Genomic DNA, 14,388 nt, shown 5'->3' on the forward strand with positions numbered 1-14,388 from the left:
ATTCCTTGTGCGTTCATTGCGTCAACTACTTTCTTGAATCCTGCGATGTTAGCTCCTGCAACATAGTTTTTGTCCATGTCATATTCAGCAGCAGCTGCGGAAACGTTAGCGAAGATGGTTTCCATAATGTTTTGGAGTTTACCGTCAACTTCTTCGAAAGACCAGGATAATCTTTCGGAGTTTTGTGACATTTCAAGTGCGGAAGTTGCTACTCCACCAGCGTTGGATGCTTTACCTGGTGCGAATAATACTCCGTTTTCTTGTAAGTATTCGGTTGCTTCAATGGAAGTTGGCATGTTTGCTCCTTCTGCAACAGCGGTTACTCCATTTGCAACTAATGCTTTAGCATCGTCTAATAACAATTCGTTTTGGGTTGCACATGGTAATGCGATGTCACATTTTACGGTCCATACGCCTTTACCTTCATGGTATTCAGCGGATGGTCTTGCTTCAGCATAAGCGGTTAATCTTTCACGTTTTACTTCTTTTACTTCTTTGAGTAATGCTACATCAATTCCTTCTGGGTCGTAGATCCATCCAGTGGAATCGGAACAGGTTACAGGGTTACCGCCTAATTGTTGTGCTTTTTCGATAGCGTAAATAGCTACGTTACCTGCACCGGATACTGCGATAGTTTTTCCTGCAATATCAATATCATTAGCTTTTAACATTGCGTTGGTGAAGTATAATAAACCATATCCTGTTGCTTCAGTTCTTGCAAGAGATCCTCCGAAGCTTAATCCTTTACCGGTTAATACTCCTTCGTATAATCCTCTGATTCTTTTGTATTGTCCGAATAAGAAACCGATTTCTCGGCCACCTACACCTATGTCTCCTGCTGGAACATCTGTGTCTGCACCAATGTATTTGCATAATTCGGTCATGAAGCTTTGACAGAATGCCATGATTTCTCTGTCTGATTTTCCTTTAGGGTCGAAGTCTGATCCACCTTTACCTCCACCGATTGGAAGGCCGGTTAAGGAGTTTTTGAAGATTTGTTCGAAACCTAAGAATTTGATAATTCCAACGTTTACTGAAGGGTGGAAACGTAATCCGCCTTTGTAAGGTCCGATTGCTGAGTTGAACTGTACTCTGTAACCGGTGTTCACTTGTACTTGACCGTTGTCATCTACCCATGGAACACGGAATTTTAATTGTCTTTCTGGGTTTACTAATCTTTCAAGAAGAGCGTTTTTCCTGTATTCTTCTTCGTTTTCTTCAATTACTACCCTTAAGGATTCTAAAACTTCACGTACAGCTTGGTGAAATTCAGGTTCTGAAGGGTTTTGTTCTATTATAGTTTCAATTACTTCATCTACGTATGACAAAATTATTCCTCCAAATCGAAATTTGAATTAATTTTCAAGTATATCATTAAACTCTTAACAATATAATTAATTATTTGCATCTTCTCATATTTAAATATTATTCAATTTTTAATAAAAATTCATTAATATTATTCATAAAAATTAAGATAAATATTATACAAAGTATAAAATAATTAAAAAATATTATTTATTTTTTAAACCTTTTTTAATATTTTTTCTACAATTAACAATAAAAATTATCAATTCATAAACAATGTCGGAAAATGACTTCCACCGAAAACTTTCCGAAGGTGAGAAAGTTCAAATGTTCCAATATTGAGGTAAAAAAAGTAACTTAAACCGAACAAAACATAGATTTCCAAAAAAATATTAAACAAATTAATATACTATTTTAAAAAGCATATCTTTTTATATACCATAATTTACATATTAATAATAAAAATAGAGTATAAATTAAATTTTAATAAACAAAATGGTAAAATTATGATTAGCAAAAGCCAATATGAAAACCTGAAGGAAAACTATCTGACAAAAAACAGAACAATGCACTCATTATATGTTGAGATAAACAGAGAATGTGAGATTCCAAAACAGATATTCTTCAAGTTAATCAATCAAATCCGCAAAGAAGAAGGATTGAACGAGTTTTACACTAAAAAAGAAAAAAGAAAAAGTAATGTTATAACACACCTGGACAAGTCTCCGAAGTGCTATAACTAGTATTCCACATAGTACCTGAGGATAGCAGCAATTCCACCGAATGCCCTGAAAATCTGCATTCCCTCTTCAGTTTCTGTGGATATAAATTCAACATCAGTATTCATTTCCTCTGCCCTTTCGACAAATTCATCAGCTAAGTCGATGGAAGATTCCTCTTTTAAGGTTTCACCACAATTAGGGCATTTTTCATGAAGATTGTCCGCTTCAGCCTGTGTCTTTACGGTAATGTCTTTTTCCTGACCGCAGCTTGGACAAACCATTTTCTTACGCATGCTGGTTAAATCCTCAGATAAAAGCAAGGTATCAACCGCACCCATAATCAAATTATTTCTAACCTGGTTTTCACCATATGAGCATAAACCCTTATCCTTTCTCAATTCCTGGATGAATTTCTGAACAAGCTTTTTCTCATGCATCACATCAAGGTTTTCCAAGTCATCAGCAGCCCTTGTGATTACTTCACGAATACCTTCCTCACCGGTGTATGAAGTGTCGACAATGGATATGACCTTGTTTTTAAGTTCGTATTGAAGGTAATCCCCATCATAGAAATCCTTCTTGGTGAAACCCGGTCCACCAATGATGATTCCTTTCAAGTCATCCTTCAATGGAAGGTATGCCTCATTCATGTGTTCACCGATACGTTTAAGGAACTGGTGAGCGAGATCTTCAATAACACGGTCAAACCTTCTCTGGGACTGACCCCCTGCTTTATGCTTTCCTGGAACTCCACTGGTCAAGTGTCCTAGAATGGTTTCCTTCTTACCTTTCAATGTACCGTAGGTAGCCTCGTTTCTGTCGATGACCGCTACGCCGTAAACGTCGTGCTCTTCAATCATGTACTCGAGAGGTTCGACGAAGAACTCATTGTTACATTTATACCAGTAGGTTTGAACAGGTTCAGGTGGTTCCAAGATGTATTTTTCCATTTTCTCTGTACCTGGACCGCCTTTAGGAATCATTCCCACAAACAATACAAGACCGTTTTCAGGTGGTTGCCTGTATAGTTTTATGCTTTCCAATATAACTGCGATTGCAGACTGTACGTTTTTCCTTGTTTGTTTACTCTTAATGTTAGCACTCTGACCCATTTCATCTCTCATGTGCTTACCAACATCACTCAATTGCTTGGTTGGTGGAATGTAAACGGAAACAAGCTCGGTACCTCTGCCTCTTTTATTTGATAATTCTTTTAAAGTTTTTTTAAATTCATATAATTCTTTTGATGATACGCTAGCCATGTTATCCCAATAATAATTAAATTAATATAATAGATATAATTATATAATTACAAATATAAATAAGTAATGAAAAAATAGGAAAAATCGGCATAATTTAATGTGAGTTTTATGAAATGGAAAATTGGTAATGTCAAGATTGACAATCAGGTGGTTTTAGCACCAATGGCAGGAATCACCGATTCGGCATTTAGAAGAATCGTCAAGGACATGGGATGCGGACTCCTGTCCACCGAGATGGTGTCCGACAAGGCATTGATGTATAATAACTGGAAGACCCAGGAAATGCTTTACATGACCGAAGCCGAAAGGCCAATTTCCCAGCAGATATTCGGATCCGGTGCCGATTCATTCAGGATAGCTGCAAAGTACATTGAAGAGAACATGAAGCCCGACATCATTGACATTAACATGGGATGTCCAGTCACAAAGGTTGCAGTAAAGGCAAAGGCTGGAAGCGCACTTCTAAAGCATCCGGATAAGGTCCGAGACATCACCAGCGCTGTTGTTGATACTGTTGACGTTCCAGTTACCGTTAAAATTAGAAGCGGTTGGAGCAATAAATGCGTTAATGCAGTTGAAATAGCTAAGATTGTTGAGGATTGCGGAGCCTCAGCGATTGCAGTTCATCCCCGCACACGGGAAGAGCGTTATGGTGTTAAGGCGAAATGGTCCATTATCAAAGAGGTTAAGGATGCGGTTTCAATACCTGTCATAGGCAATGGTGACATTTTCACATGCTATGATGCAAAAAGGATGCTTGATGAAACAGGTTGTGATGCGATAATGATTGGTCGTGGAGTTATAGGAAATCCATGGATCATAAAGCATTGCGTTGAATATTTGGATTGTGGAATCGAGCCTGAAAGAGTGACCATGGAGGAACGTCTTGAAATGATTAAAAAACATGCAGAGCTTCTAAGCGAAATCAAACCAGAAAAAGTGGCAATGCATAAGATGAGAACCCATGCAGCGTATTACCTGAAAGGACGTTACAGAAGCGCAGAAATCAAGCCACGCCTATTCAAGATGAACACAAAAAAGGAATTGTTTGACCTGCTTGACGAATATGTTGAGCTAATCAAGTAATTTTTCAGCACCGAATTTTTCAAATAGCTCCAAATCCCCATCAGCAATTGTATTTATCTCAAGCAAATCCATACCGGTAATTTCAATCACTTCACGGGCCAGGTGAACATAAGTGTCGGGATAGTCATTATATCCGAAAATGTGCCAGATTACATCACCTTCAAAAACCATTTCCAGATACCAGTCATACCCTTCTAAGTCATCAGGATCACGGGCATTTGACTTTTTGTGATAGTCATCGAAAATCCACATGTATACATGGTATTTTTTAAGCAGATTCAAAATCAGTTGCCTGTCCGAATCGATTAATTCTTTTTCAATATAACCGTTAATCTCGTTTTCATCAAAATTTATTATCAAACGAGGGTTTGGCAGTTCATATGGGTATGTCCGGTAATGGCCGAATTCAATGGACTTTACATTTAAACTATTTCCTGCATAAACACCATCCTCACGGACATCATAATATAGTGGTGTAGCCAAATGCTTTTGATAATTCAAGTGCAATACGTCGAACTTGAATATTTCACTTAAAAGCTCACCGAACCGAATCCAGTTTGGAGGGTAATTGTTCTTGAAACTGTACTCCTCATAGTTGTCGGTTGAGTAGATTATCACATTACAGGAGTATACAAGCTCGATTTTTTCAAAATAGGAGAATTCCTCAGATTCAAAGTCCTTAAACAATTCCAGTTCGGTGAAATCATGAAGGAACCTGTCAATTTGAGAATCACTCATCCGGTGAATCTCACTGGTCATCTTGCGTCTCAAGTCAACCAGTATGTCAACCCAGGTATCGTCACAAAGGGGACTTTCCTTGACGAACTTGTCACCACTTCCACGCTCGGAAATCTTATAATAAGCGTTTTTGTTAACCAAATCTATTGTGAAGCATTCGTAGTGACGATTGAGCCTTTTGAAATTGAACCTCTGAGTAATCTCTATCTTTTCAATCATTATATTAACATTTGTCAGATTGGATAATATAATTATCGAATGCAAGACAAACATTTATAATGATTATATTCTAAATTAATTAACAAAGTGATACTATGATTAGAAGATGTCCTCAATGCGGTACAACAACAGATGATATGTACGGATTTTGCATAAAATGCGGACATGAGTTTCCAAAAATTGAAGCTGAAGGAAATATCTGCCCATTATGTCAATATCCAAACCCTGACGAAGCAGATTACTGTGTTAAATGTGGAACTCCTTTAATATTTAAAAAACAGTTTGAAGGAGACCCAAACAGTGCAATGAATCCAATCGTGATTAAAAAGGAAGTTATTAGAGATGCCCAACAGTACAAGGCAAACAAAACCAGCAAATGGCTGATTATATTCGGTTACGTATTCTCAATCCTTGGAGGTATCCTTGGTTTGATCATTGCAATCTATCTGTCAACCCGTAAGGACCCTAATGCAAGAAAACACGGACACATCCAATTGGCAATATTCGCATTCTACATAGTGCTGATAGCAATAATGTTTGCAACCGGAAACATGCCTGCGGATGCGATTTCACAGTATCAGCAGATGCTAGCGGGAAACTTTACCTCTATTTAGAGGAATGTACATTACCACTGCACCATCCCCATCCTCATAGTATCCCGGAACCACCCTATCTATTTTAAAGTTGAAGGTCTTGTAAAACTCAATGGCACCGGCGTTGTTCTCATTGACCTCCAGGTATATTGCACTGATGTCAAGAAGTGACAGTATGGAGATTGCCTTGACCAAAAGCTGTGTTCCGGCACCCAAACGGCGATAGTTCCTATCAACGGCGATGGAGATTATGTGGCCCTGATTTTCATACTTAATCCAGAAGATGACATAACCTATCACATAGCCATTCTCTTCAGCCACCAGAAAACCTACACCCATCTCATATAACTGCTGAAACATGTCGATTCCGTAGGATTGGTTGAAAGACATGTTCTCTATTTCAAAAACTCTTCTAAGGTCATTTGGTGTGAATTTTCTGACAATCATGCTAAACTAAAATTTAAAGAACAAAGTATTTAATACTAACTAATTATGTAAAAAAATAGAATACAATATTTTAATACTTTGGATTACGAATATTAATTAAGGGATAAAAATGTGGGATGACTTTGCAGAATATATTTTAAAAGAAGTTGGCGACGACAATGTCAGGATAGCGGAAGTCGCTATCGGAAAATATGACAAGATTGCCGAAATCCTTTCATCCAAGGACAACATAACACTCATCAAAACCGATATCATACCAAAAGACGCCACAGTAATCAAGGACGACATAACAAATCCCAATATGGAACTCTATGAGGATGTTGACATAATATACTCAATCAGGCCTCCAAGTGAACTCCAACCATATCTGGTTAATCTGGCAATGGAGACAGGCTCACAGCTGATCATTAAGCCACTGACAAATGAGGATTTGAATACCGGCAGAGTCAATATGAAACTGAAAAATTACAAGAAAGCTAGTTTTTACACTTTAAGGTGATGCAATGCAAGAATTACACGGTTTGACAACACAGGAAGCCAAAAAAAGGCAAGCTGAATACGGTTTGAATAAGCTTGATGAGAAAAAGCCAACACCCCTAATCGTACTGTTCCTATCACAATTCATTGACATACTAATCGGACTTCTGCTCGTAGCCGCAATCGCAGCCTATGCAATTGGAGACATCATCGATGCAGGAGTTATTGTTCTTGCGGTTTTGCTGAACGTGATAATGGGATTCATCCAGGAATACCGCTCCCAGAAGGCGATGGAAAGCCTTAAGGATTTGATTGTTAAAACCGCCATTGTCAAAAGGGACGGTGAGATTCAGGAAATCAATTCAGAGGATTTGACCGTTGGAGACGTGGTCATTCTTGAGGAAGGAGGAAAAGTGCCTGCAGACCTGAAGCTGATTGAAGTGAATGACTTGAGCCTTGACGAATCCTCCCTGACAGGAGAATCAGAGGCGATTCATAAGAATGTTGATGATGATGTCTTTATGGAATCCAATATCCTTTCAGGAAATGGAATTGGAATTGTCGATAAAATAGGAATGAACACGCATATCGGAAAGATTGCCCAAATCGTTCAGGAAGACGATGAGGACACTCCCCTTAAGACAAAAGTGGGAAATCTTGGAAAAACATTGTCCGCCATTGCCATAGTCGTGTGTATCGCCATCTTCATTTTGGAACTGTTCAAGGGAATTCCCCTTGTTGAAACATTCATGACAGCAGTTTCACTTGCCGTTGCAGCAATCCCAGAAGGGTTGCCTGCCGTTTTGACACTGACACTGGCACTTGGAATGTCACAGATGGCAAAGTCCGATGCGATTGTGCGCAAGCTGCTGTCCGTTGAAACACTCGGATCATGCACAATCATCTGCAGTGACAAGACAGGTACACTGACCGAAAACAGGATGACAGTTGTGGACAGTTTCTTCACAAATGAAGAGGAAACTTTAAAGATTGGAAAATTATGCAATAATGCAATCATACGCAATGACGAGGTTATTGGAAATCAAACAGACGGTGCAATCCTAAAATACTGTGGAAATGTGAAAATCGAGCTTGAAAGAATTGATGAAATTCCACTTGACAGCAATCGTAAAATGATGACTACTATACATAGCCTAAACGATGAAGAAAATATCATCTTTACAAAAGGTGCTCCTGAAATAATTCTAACCAAATGCAAATATATAGATAACAATGGAAGTATCGAAATTATTGACGATTCCTTCAAGGAAAACATAACAAAAAAAATTGACGAAATGAGTGACAAAGCTTTGAGGGTAATCGGATTCGCATACAAAATTGATGACGGCACATCACCTGAAGAGAACCTGACATTCACAGGACTGCTCGGATTGATAGATCCCCCTAAAAAGGATGCCAAGCAGGCTGTCAGCGATTGTAAGAAAGCGAGAATCAAAGTCAAAATGATAACTGGAGACTATAAAAAAACCGCCTGTGCAATTGCAAGGGAACTTGGAATCCTTACAACCGGAAAGGTCATAACAGGTGACGAACTGGAAAGCATGACCCTTGAGGAGTATTATGAAATTGCAGATGACATCCAGGTTTATGCAAGGGTTAAGCCTACACAGAAAATGAGAATCGTTGAAGCCCTTAAGAATTCCGGAAACATCGTTGCAATGACAGGAGATGGTGTCAATGATACGCCAGCCCTTAAAAAGGCTTCAATTGGAGTGGCCATGGGTGACGGTACCGATGTGGCAAAGGAATCAGCAGACATGGTATTGCAGAACAATGATTTTGCAACCATCGTCAAGGCAATCAAAGAAGGCCGTAAGATCTATGACAATATCAAAAGGTTCGTCAAGTTCCAGGTATCAACAAATGTCGGAGCAATACTGACAATAGTTGGAACCTCCCTATTGTCCCTGCCTCTTCCGTTCAATCCAGTTCAACTATTATGGCTGAACATAGTTATGGACGGTCCGCCTGCACAGACCCTGGGTGTTGAGGGAGCTGAAAGGGATTTGATGGAACGCCCACCGGAAACAGGAGACATACTAACAAGAAAAACATTGACTGAGATTTTAATTTCAGGAATTGTAATGGCAATCGGAACAATAGCAGTGTTTGCATATGAACTGGCAAATAATGCTTCAGAGCAAAAGGCAATGACTGTTGCGTTCACATTGTTTGTAATGTATCAGCTGTTCAATGCATACAACAGGAAAGCAGATTCAGAATCATCAAGCAAGTACCTTTACCTTGCAATTGTCCTTTCATTCGTGCTTCAGCTGTTAATCATATATATTCCACAGTTGCAACTCATATTCAGAACAACCTCAATCAATATGATTGAATGGGCGATGATTATAATTGTCGCATTGACAATAATCGTTGCAGATAAACTAATGACTAAAGTGATAAAATGAAGATATTTCTTCTTGGCGGAACCAAGGATTCCACAAATATAATAACTCACATTAAAGAGAATTACGATTCATATATCTTGACAACCACCACCACCGAATACGGTGCAAGATTGGCTGATGAAAGCGGAAGTGACGATACAATAGCACGCCCGCTTTTAAAGGATGAAATAAAAGAAATAATAGTTAATGAAAATTTCGATGTGCTTATTGATGCAACCCATCCATTTGCAGAACACATTACACAAACCAGTGCAAGCATTGCCAATGAATTGGAATTGCCATATATCCGCTTTGAAAGACCAACCACTGACCTGAGCAACATTGACACTTCTCACATACGTTATGTAGATTCATTTGAAGAAGCGGGAAAGTTAATTGAAAGAACTTTTCATGAAGGAAATGTCCTTCACTTTGCAGGAGCAAACACAATGGGTGAAATCCTGAAATATGTTTCAGTTGACAGGTTCTACCCAAGGATTCTGAAAGTGGAAAGCTCAATTGAAAAGTGCAATTCACTTGGAGTTGATCCAGACCACATCATCCCAATGAAAGGGGCTGCAAGCCTTGAGGAAAACCTTGAGCTTATTGAAAAGTATGATGCAAGCGTTATGATAACCAAGGAAAGCGGTGAGATAGGCGGAGTCATAGAAAAGATACAGGCAGCAAACGAAAAGGATGTTGCTGTGGTAATGATTCAAAGGCCAAAAATAAATGAATTGGATAAAAACGATATAGTGTCCAATCTTGATGAATTGGATATCAAATTAAACAACTTTTTTTAATAAATATTAAAATAAAACGCCGAGACTGGGATTTGAACCCAGGCGAGGATGACCTCACAGGATTTCAAGTCCTGCGCCTTACCAGACTAGACTATCTCGGCATATGAAAATAAACAGTACCGATTCAAAGATCTAAATATAAATTATATGAAAATGATGAGTATCTAATATTATGAATTAGATATCGAATTAAAAAGATTTTTAAAAATAGATTTAACGCCGAGACTGGGATTTGAACCCAGGCGAGGATGACCTCACAGGATTTCAAGTCCTGCGCCTTACCAGACTAGACTATCTCGGCATATGAAAAGGAATATTTAGAAGGATTCTAAATATTTATCCTTTAAGTTCAATTTCAATACTTACGTTATCAGGAACGTTGACTTTCATTACTTGTCTCATAGCACGTTCATCAGCTCCAATACCGATTAAACGTTTATGAATCCTGAGTTCCCATTTTTCCCAAGAAGCTTTACCTTCTCCATCTGGAGATTTTCTTGTTGGTACTACTAATTTTTTAGTAGGTAATGGAATAGGACCAGATAAGTCAACACCAGTTCTTTCAGCAATTTTTTTAAGTTGATCGCAAACGTATGCTAATTTTTCTGGGTCGGTTCCAGTAAGTTTAATTCTTGCTTGATTCATTTATTATCCTCCAAAAAAAACAAAAATAAAAGAAAGTAATAAATTACTTTCCAATTAATTGTTTAGAAACTTATTCTGCTGAGGTAACTTTAAGACATAAACCTGCAGCAACAGTTTGACCCATATCTCTGATAGCGAATCTTCCCATAGGAGGTATTTTTTGAGCTTCTTCCATAACCATTGGTTTAGTAGGTTTGATTTGGACGATAGCTGCATCACCAGTCTTGAGGAAGTCAGGAGTTCCTTCTTGAGGTTGACCAGTAGCAGGGTCAAGTTTGGAAGTTAATTCTAAGAAAGTACATGCAGTTTGGGAAGTGTGACAGTGGAATACAGGAGTGTATCCAATGGTAATTACACCAGGGTGTTGTAATACAACAACTTGTGCAGTAAATTCTTTAGCTACAGTAGGAGCATCGGTAGTGTGTCCAGCTACGTCTCCTCTTCTGATATCGTTTTTACCAACACCTCTTACGTTGAATCCGATGTTGTCACCAGGTTCAGCAACATCAAATTGTTCGTGGTGCATTTCGATAGATTTTACTTCACCAGTAGCTCCGTTAACATTTGAAGATGGTAAGAAAATAACGTTGTCACCTTTTTTCATGATACCGGTTTCAACTCTTCCTACAGGTACGGTTCCTACACCAGTAATGGAGTAAACGTCTTGAATAGGAATTCTTAATGGTAAGTCTACAGGTTTTTCAGGTGGAGTTAATTTGTCTAACTCTTCCATGAGAGATCCGCCTTTGTACCAGCCCATTTCAGGACTTTTTTCTTTAATGTTGTCTCCAACGAATGCAGAGAGAGGGATGAATGGTACGTCAGCAGGGTTTCTACCAATAGATTTGAGTAATACGCCAACTTCTTCTTTAACTTCGTTGAATCTGTCTTCAGCGTAATCAACCATGTCCATTTTGTTGATTGCAATGATGATTTGTTTAATACCTAAAGTCATGGATAAGAACATGTGTTCTTTGGTTTGAGGCATTACACCATCTTTTGCATCTACTACTAATACTGCTGCGTCAGCTTGGGATGCACCAGTGATCATGTTTTTAACGAAGTCTCTGTGTCCTGGGCAGTCTACAACAGTGTAGTCGTATTTGTTGGTGGAGAATTTTTGGTGAGCTAAGTCGATAGTTACTCCTCTTTCCCTTTCTTCTCCTAATTTGTCCATAACAAATCTGAATTTGTTTTCACCGTCGTCTAATTGTTGTTCAGCGATTGCACCAGCTTTTAATAATAAGTGTCCAACTAAAGTGGATTTTCCGTGGTCAACGTGTCCAATAAATGCTAAGTTAATATGTTCTTTTTCTTTTGCCATTATATAACCTCTTTGTAATATTAAATACAAAATCTATAAGCTTAAATGATAGCTTAAATTTATTATATATTTCTCAACATATAAATAGATAATGTTTTTTTCATGATTTTTTAAAAAAATATAAAAAATTAAAAAAATTAAATTTTAATTTTATAAGTCTCCTAAGTAGTGGCTTGCAGGGAATGGTTCTGCAGATAAGCCTTTTCTTTGTCTGATTTCTCTTACGATTTGATTTTGCATCTCACGTGGGAGTGGTTCAAATCCTGCAATCTCAGTAGACCATAAACATCTACCTTCAGCAGCAGATCTGATATCTCCAGCGAAACCGAACATTTCAGCTACAGGCACTTTGGATTCGATTCTTGCCATGTCTCCTTCTTGACCCATGTTTACGATTTGACCTCTTCTGTTTTGGATCTCACGAGTACAGGAACCCATGTAATCGTTTGGAGTGTCAATAACTACTTTTTGCATTGGTTCAAGTAATGCAGGTTCTGCAAGCATCATGGAACCTAAGATAGCGTTCCTGATAGCAGGTAATACTTGTGCAGGTCCTCTGTGAACTGCATCTTCGTGAAGTTTTGCATCGTGGAGTTTGAATTTTAATCCCATAGCGATTTCTTCGCCTAAAGGACCGTTTTTCAAGGTGTTTTCAAATCCTTCGATTAATAATTCTTTAACTTCATCTAAGTATTGAATACCACGAGTCATGTTGAGGAAAACGCTTCTGTTGTGAACAGCCCAAACTCTTCTAGCTTCTTCTTTATCAAGTCCAGCTTCCATGAAGTCGTTAGCTGATTCTTTACCTTTAACTCTACCTTCTTTGATTTTACCATCTTGGATTGCTTCGTAGAGTTGAGGTTCAATAGGTTCAACAGTGATATAGAATCTGTTGTGTTTGTTTGGGGATTTACCTTCAACTTGTGGAGATAATTGTCTTACAGTTTCCCTGTATACAACAATAGGTTCGGAAGTAGTGATTTCTACACCTTTTTCACTGATTCTGTAACCGATAACTTCTAAGTGAAGTTCTCCCATACCGGATACTAAGTGTTCACCGGTTTCTTCGTTAATATCGATTTTAACGGTAGGGTCTTCTTTACCGGTTTGTCTTAAGACTTCAATTAATTTTGGTAAGTCTTTGGTGTTTTTAGCTTCCACAGCAACAGTAACTACAGGTTCTGAAATGTGTTCTAATCCTTCGAACTCTTTGATTTTATGGTCAGGAGAACATAAGGTTTCACCAGCGATAGCTCCTTTTGCACCAGCTACATATACGATGTTTCCAGCAGGAACTTTGTCAGTGTTAACTCTTTCAGGACCGAAGTATACACCTACTTGTTGTACTCTGGATTTACCGTGGGATCCTACAAGGTATACTTCTGTACCTTTTTCGATTGCTCCACCGTATACCCTACCGGTAGCGATTTCACCAGCGTGTTTATCTACAGATACGTTGGTAACCATTACAGCTAAAGGTCCGTCAGGGGAGGTGTTGATCATACATTCACCAGCAGGAGAGTCGATGTCTCCGTCCCAGATGTTAGGTACCCTGTATTCTTGAGCTACTTTAGGGGAAGGTAAGTGTTCTACTACCATACCTAATAATACGTCGGATAAAGGTACTTTTTGAGCTAATTCTTTTTCATTGTCAGCATTACAGTAATCAATAATATCTTTAAAGTTGATTCCAGTTTCTTGCATGGTTGGAACGTTGATAGCCCAGTTGTGGTATGCTGAACCGAATGCTACACTACCATCAGTGAAGTCTAATTTCCATTCTTCTTTTTTGTCTTCAGGAGCCATGTTTCTGATTAACTTATTAGCTTCCATGAAGATTTTTAAGAATCTGTTTTGTAACTCTTCAGGTTCTAATTTTAACTCATTGATTAATCTGTCAACTTTGTTAATGAATAAAACTGGTTTTACGTTTTCTTTTAATGCTTGTCTGAATACAGTTTCAGTTTGAGGCATGATACCTTCTACAGCACAAACAACAACTACTGCACCGTCTACAGCTCTCATAGCACGAGTTACGTCCCCACCGAAGTCAACGTGACCAGGGGTATCGATTAAGTTGATTAAGTATTCTTTTTCTTTGTAATCGTGAACCATGGATACGTTAGCTGCATCGATGGTAATACCACGAGCTTGTTCCTGTTCGTCGAAATCTAAGAATCTTTGGTCTCCTGCAAGTTCTTCGGAAATCATTCCTGCACCTGCTAAGAGGTTATCAGATAAAGTGGTTTTACCGTGATCGATGTGAGCACAGATACCAATGTTTCTGATTTGTTCAGGTTCATACATCAATTCTTTGATTTTTGCAATCATTTTGTCTCTTCTACTCAAAATAACC

At 38.4% G+C, this 14,388-nt stretch carries 13 protein-coding genes and 2 tRNA genes; 6 read left to right on the plus strand and 9 right to left on the minus strand.

The features are described from left to right. The coding region (gdhA, locus tag E7Z78_RS07700) for an NADP-specific glutamate dehydrogenase (RefSeq protein WP_303724581.1) at window positions 1-1,328 on the minus strand (1,328 nt) is incomplete at its 3' end. Between the two features lie 483 nt (window positions 1,329-1,811). Between gdhA and E7Z78_RS07705 the strand changes: the two genes are divergently transcribed. After that, the gene (locus E7Z78_RS07705; RefSeq protein WP_303724582.1) at window positions 1,812-2,048 is read left to right on the plus strand and encodes a hypothetical protein; all 237 of its coding nucleotides are present in this window, start codon (window positions 1,812-1,814) and stop codon (window positions 2,046-2,048) included. On the opposite strand, the gene prf1 is transcribed toward E7Z78_RS07705, so the two are convergent. Continuing rightward, window positions 2,045-3,289: a peptide chain release factor aRF-1 gene (gene prf1 / locus E7Z78_RS07710; protein ID WP_303724583.1), complete on the minus strand. Its 1,245-nt coding sequence runs from the start codon at window positions 3,287-3,289 to the stop codon at window positions 2,045-2,047. The two genes, E7Z78_RS07705 and prf1, sit on opposite strands and share 4 nt — an antisense overlap. A 108-nt stretch (window positions 3,290-3,397) precedes the next feature. Here prf1 and dusB point away from each other — a divergent pair, with 108 nt between their 5' ends. After that, window positions 3,398-4,375, plus strand: coding sequence for a tRNA dihydrouridine synthase DusB (gene dusB, locus E7Z78_RS07715; RefSeq protein ID WP_303724584.1), 978 nt, complete (start codon window positions 3,398-3,400; stop codon window positions 4,373-4,375). Here dusB and E7Z78_RS07720 read toward each other — a convergent pair. Further along, on the minus strand, window positions 4,364-5,332 hold the full coding sequence (locus E7Z78_RS07720) for a hypothetical protein (RefSeq protein ID WP_303724585.1): 969 nt from the start codon (window positions 5,330-5,332) through the stop codon (window positions 4,364-4,366). The two genes, dusB and E7Z78_RS07720, sit on opposite strands and share 12 nt — an antisense overlap. Window positions 5,333-5,427: 95 nt before the next feature. Here E7Z78_RS07720 and E7Z78_RS07725 point away from each other — a divergent pair, with 95 nt between their 5' ends. Then, the gene (locus E7Z78_RS07725; RefSeq protein WP_303724586.1) at window positions 5,428-5,946 is read left to right on the plus strand and encodes a zinc ribbon domain-containing protein; all 519 of its coding nucleotides are present in this window, start codon (window positions 5,428-5,430) and stop codon (window positions 5,944-5,946) included. Here the strand turns inward: E7Z78_RS07725 and rimI are convergent. After that, window positions 5,920-6,372, minus strand: coding sequence for a ribosomal protein S18-alanine N-acetyltransferase (gene rimI / locus E7Z78_RS07730; RefSeq protein ID WP_303724587.1), 453 nt, complete (start codon window positions 6,370-6,372; stop codon window positions 5,920-5,922). The genes E7Z78_RS07725 and rimI overlap by 27 nt on opposite strands. 109 nt (window positions 6,373-6,481) lie before the next feature. On the opposite strand from rimI, the gene E7Z78_RS07735 reads away from it, so the two are divergent. The 3 genes from E7Z78_RS07735 to cobK are packed head-to-tail and all read left to right on the plus strand — an operon-like array spanning window position 6,482 to window position 10,063. Continuing rightward, window positions 6,482-6,871, plus strand: a complete 390-nt coding sequence (locus tag E7Z78_RS07735; RefSeq protein ID WP_303724588.1) for a UPF0146 family protein — start codon at window positions 6,482-6,484, stop codon at window positions 6,869-6,871. 4 nt (window positions 6,872-6,875) lie between these two features. Next, window positions 6,876-9,281 carry a calcium-translocating P-type ATPase, PMCA-type gene (locus E7Z78_RS07740; RefSeq protein ID WP_303724589.1) on the plus strand — a complete coding sequence of 802 codons (2,406 nt, stop codon included), beginning with the start codon at window positions 6,876-6,878 and terminating at the stop codon, window positions 9,279-9,281. Continuing rightward, entirely contained in the window at window positions 9,278-10,063 is a 786-nt protein-coding gene (cobK, locus tag E7Z78_RS07745) for a precorrin-6A reductase (RefSeq protein ID WP_303724590.1), read from the plus strand. The genes E7Z78_RS07740 and cobK overlap by 4 nt, the downstream gene beginning before the upstream one ends. A gap of 17 nt (window positions 10,064-10,080) precedes the next feature. On the opposite strand, the gene E7Z78_RS07750 is transcribed toward cobK, so the two are convergent. The 5 genes from E7Z78_RS07750 to E7Z78_RS07770 all read right to left on the minus strand — a co-directional run bounded on the left by E7Z78_RS07750 (window position 10,081) and on the right by E7Z78_RS07770 (window position 14,381). Next, window positions 10,081-10,164, minus strand: a tRNA-Ser gene (locus E7Z78_RS07750). A gap of 116 nt (window positions 10,165-10,280) precedes the next feature. After that, window positions 10,281-10,364, minus strand: a tRNA-Ser gene (locus E7Z78_RS07755). A gap of 35 nt (window positions 10,365-10,399) precedes the next feature. Beyond that, window positions 10,400-10,708 carry a 30S ribosomal protein S10 gene (rpsJ, locus tag E7Z78_RS07760; protein ID WP_042691424.1) on the minus strand — a complete coding sequence of 103 codons (309 nt, stop codon included), beginning with the start codon at window positions 10,706-10,708 and terminating at the stop codon, window positions 10,400-10,402. A 70-nt stretch (window positions 10,709-10,778) separates the two neighbouring features. Continuing rightward, the gene (gene tuf / locus E7Z78_RS07765) at window positions 10,779-12,032 is read right to left on the minus strand and encodes a translation elongation factor EF-1 subunit alpha (protein WP_303724591.1); all 1,254 of its coding nucleotides are present in this window, start codon (window positions 12,030-12,032) and stop codon (window positions 10,779-10,781) included. A gap of 150 nt (window positions 12,033-12,182) precedes the next feature. After that, window positions 12,183-14,381 carry an elongation factor EF-2 gene (locus E7Z78_RS07770; protein WP_303724592.1) on the minus strand — a complete coding sequence of 733 codons (2,199 nt, stop codon included), beginning with the start codon at window positions 14,379-14,381 and terminating at the stop codon, window positions 12,183-12,185. Between the last annotated feature and the right edge of the window lie 7 nt (window positions 14,382-14,388).

The sequence above is a fragment of the Methanobrevibacter thaueri genome, assembly GCF_015062915.1.
Lineage (GTDB): Archaea > Methanobacteriota > Methanobacteria > Methanobacteriales > Methanobacteriaceae > Methanocatella > Methanocatella thaueri_B.

Coding starts and splice junctions, on each gene's coding strand:
- E7Z78_RS07705 (WP_303724582.1), top strand. CDS start 1,812: ATGATTAGCAAAAGCCAATATGAAAACCTGAAGGAAAACTATCTGACA.
- prf1 (WP_303724583.1), bottom strand. CDS start 3,289: ATGGCTAGCGTATCATCAAAAGAATTATATGAATTTAAAAAAACTTTA.
- dusB (WP_303724584.1), top strand. CDS start 3,398: ATGAAATGGAAAATTGGTAATGTCAAGATTGACAATCAGGTGGTTTTA.
- E7Z78_RS07720 (WP_303724585.1), bottom strand. CDS start 5,332: ATGATTGAAAAGATAGAGATTACTCAGAGGTTCAATTTCAAAAGGCTC.
- E7Z78_RS07725 (WP_303724586.1), top strand. CDS start 5,428: ATGATTAGAAGATGTCCTCAATGCGGTACAACAACAGATGATATGTAC.
- rimI (WP_303724587.1), bottom strand. CDS start 6,372: ATGATTGTCAGAAAATTCACACCAAATGACCTTAGAAGAGTTTTTGAA.
- E7Z78_RS07735 (WP_303724588.1), top strand. CDS start 6,482: ATGTGGGATGACTTTGCAGAATATATTTTAAAAGAAGTTGGCGACGAC.
- E7Z78_RS07740 (WP_303724589.1), top strand. CDS start 6,876: ATGCAAGAATTACACGGTTTGACAACACAGGAAGCCAAAAAAAGGCAA.
- cobK (WP_303724590.1), top strand. CDS start 9,278: ATGAAGATATTTCTTCTTGGCGGAACCAAGGATTCCACAAATATAATA.
- rpsJ (WP_042691424.1), bottom strand. CDS start 10,708: ATGAATCAAGCAAGAATTAAACTTACTGGAACCGACCCAGAAAAATTA.
- tuf (WP_303724591.1), bottom strand. CDS start 12,032: ATGGCAAAAGAAAAAGAACATATTAACTTAGCATTTATTGGACACGTT.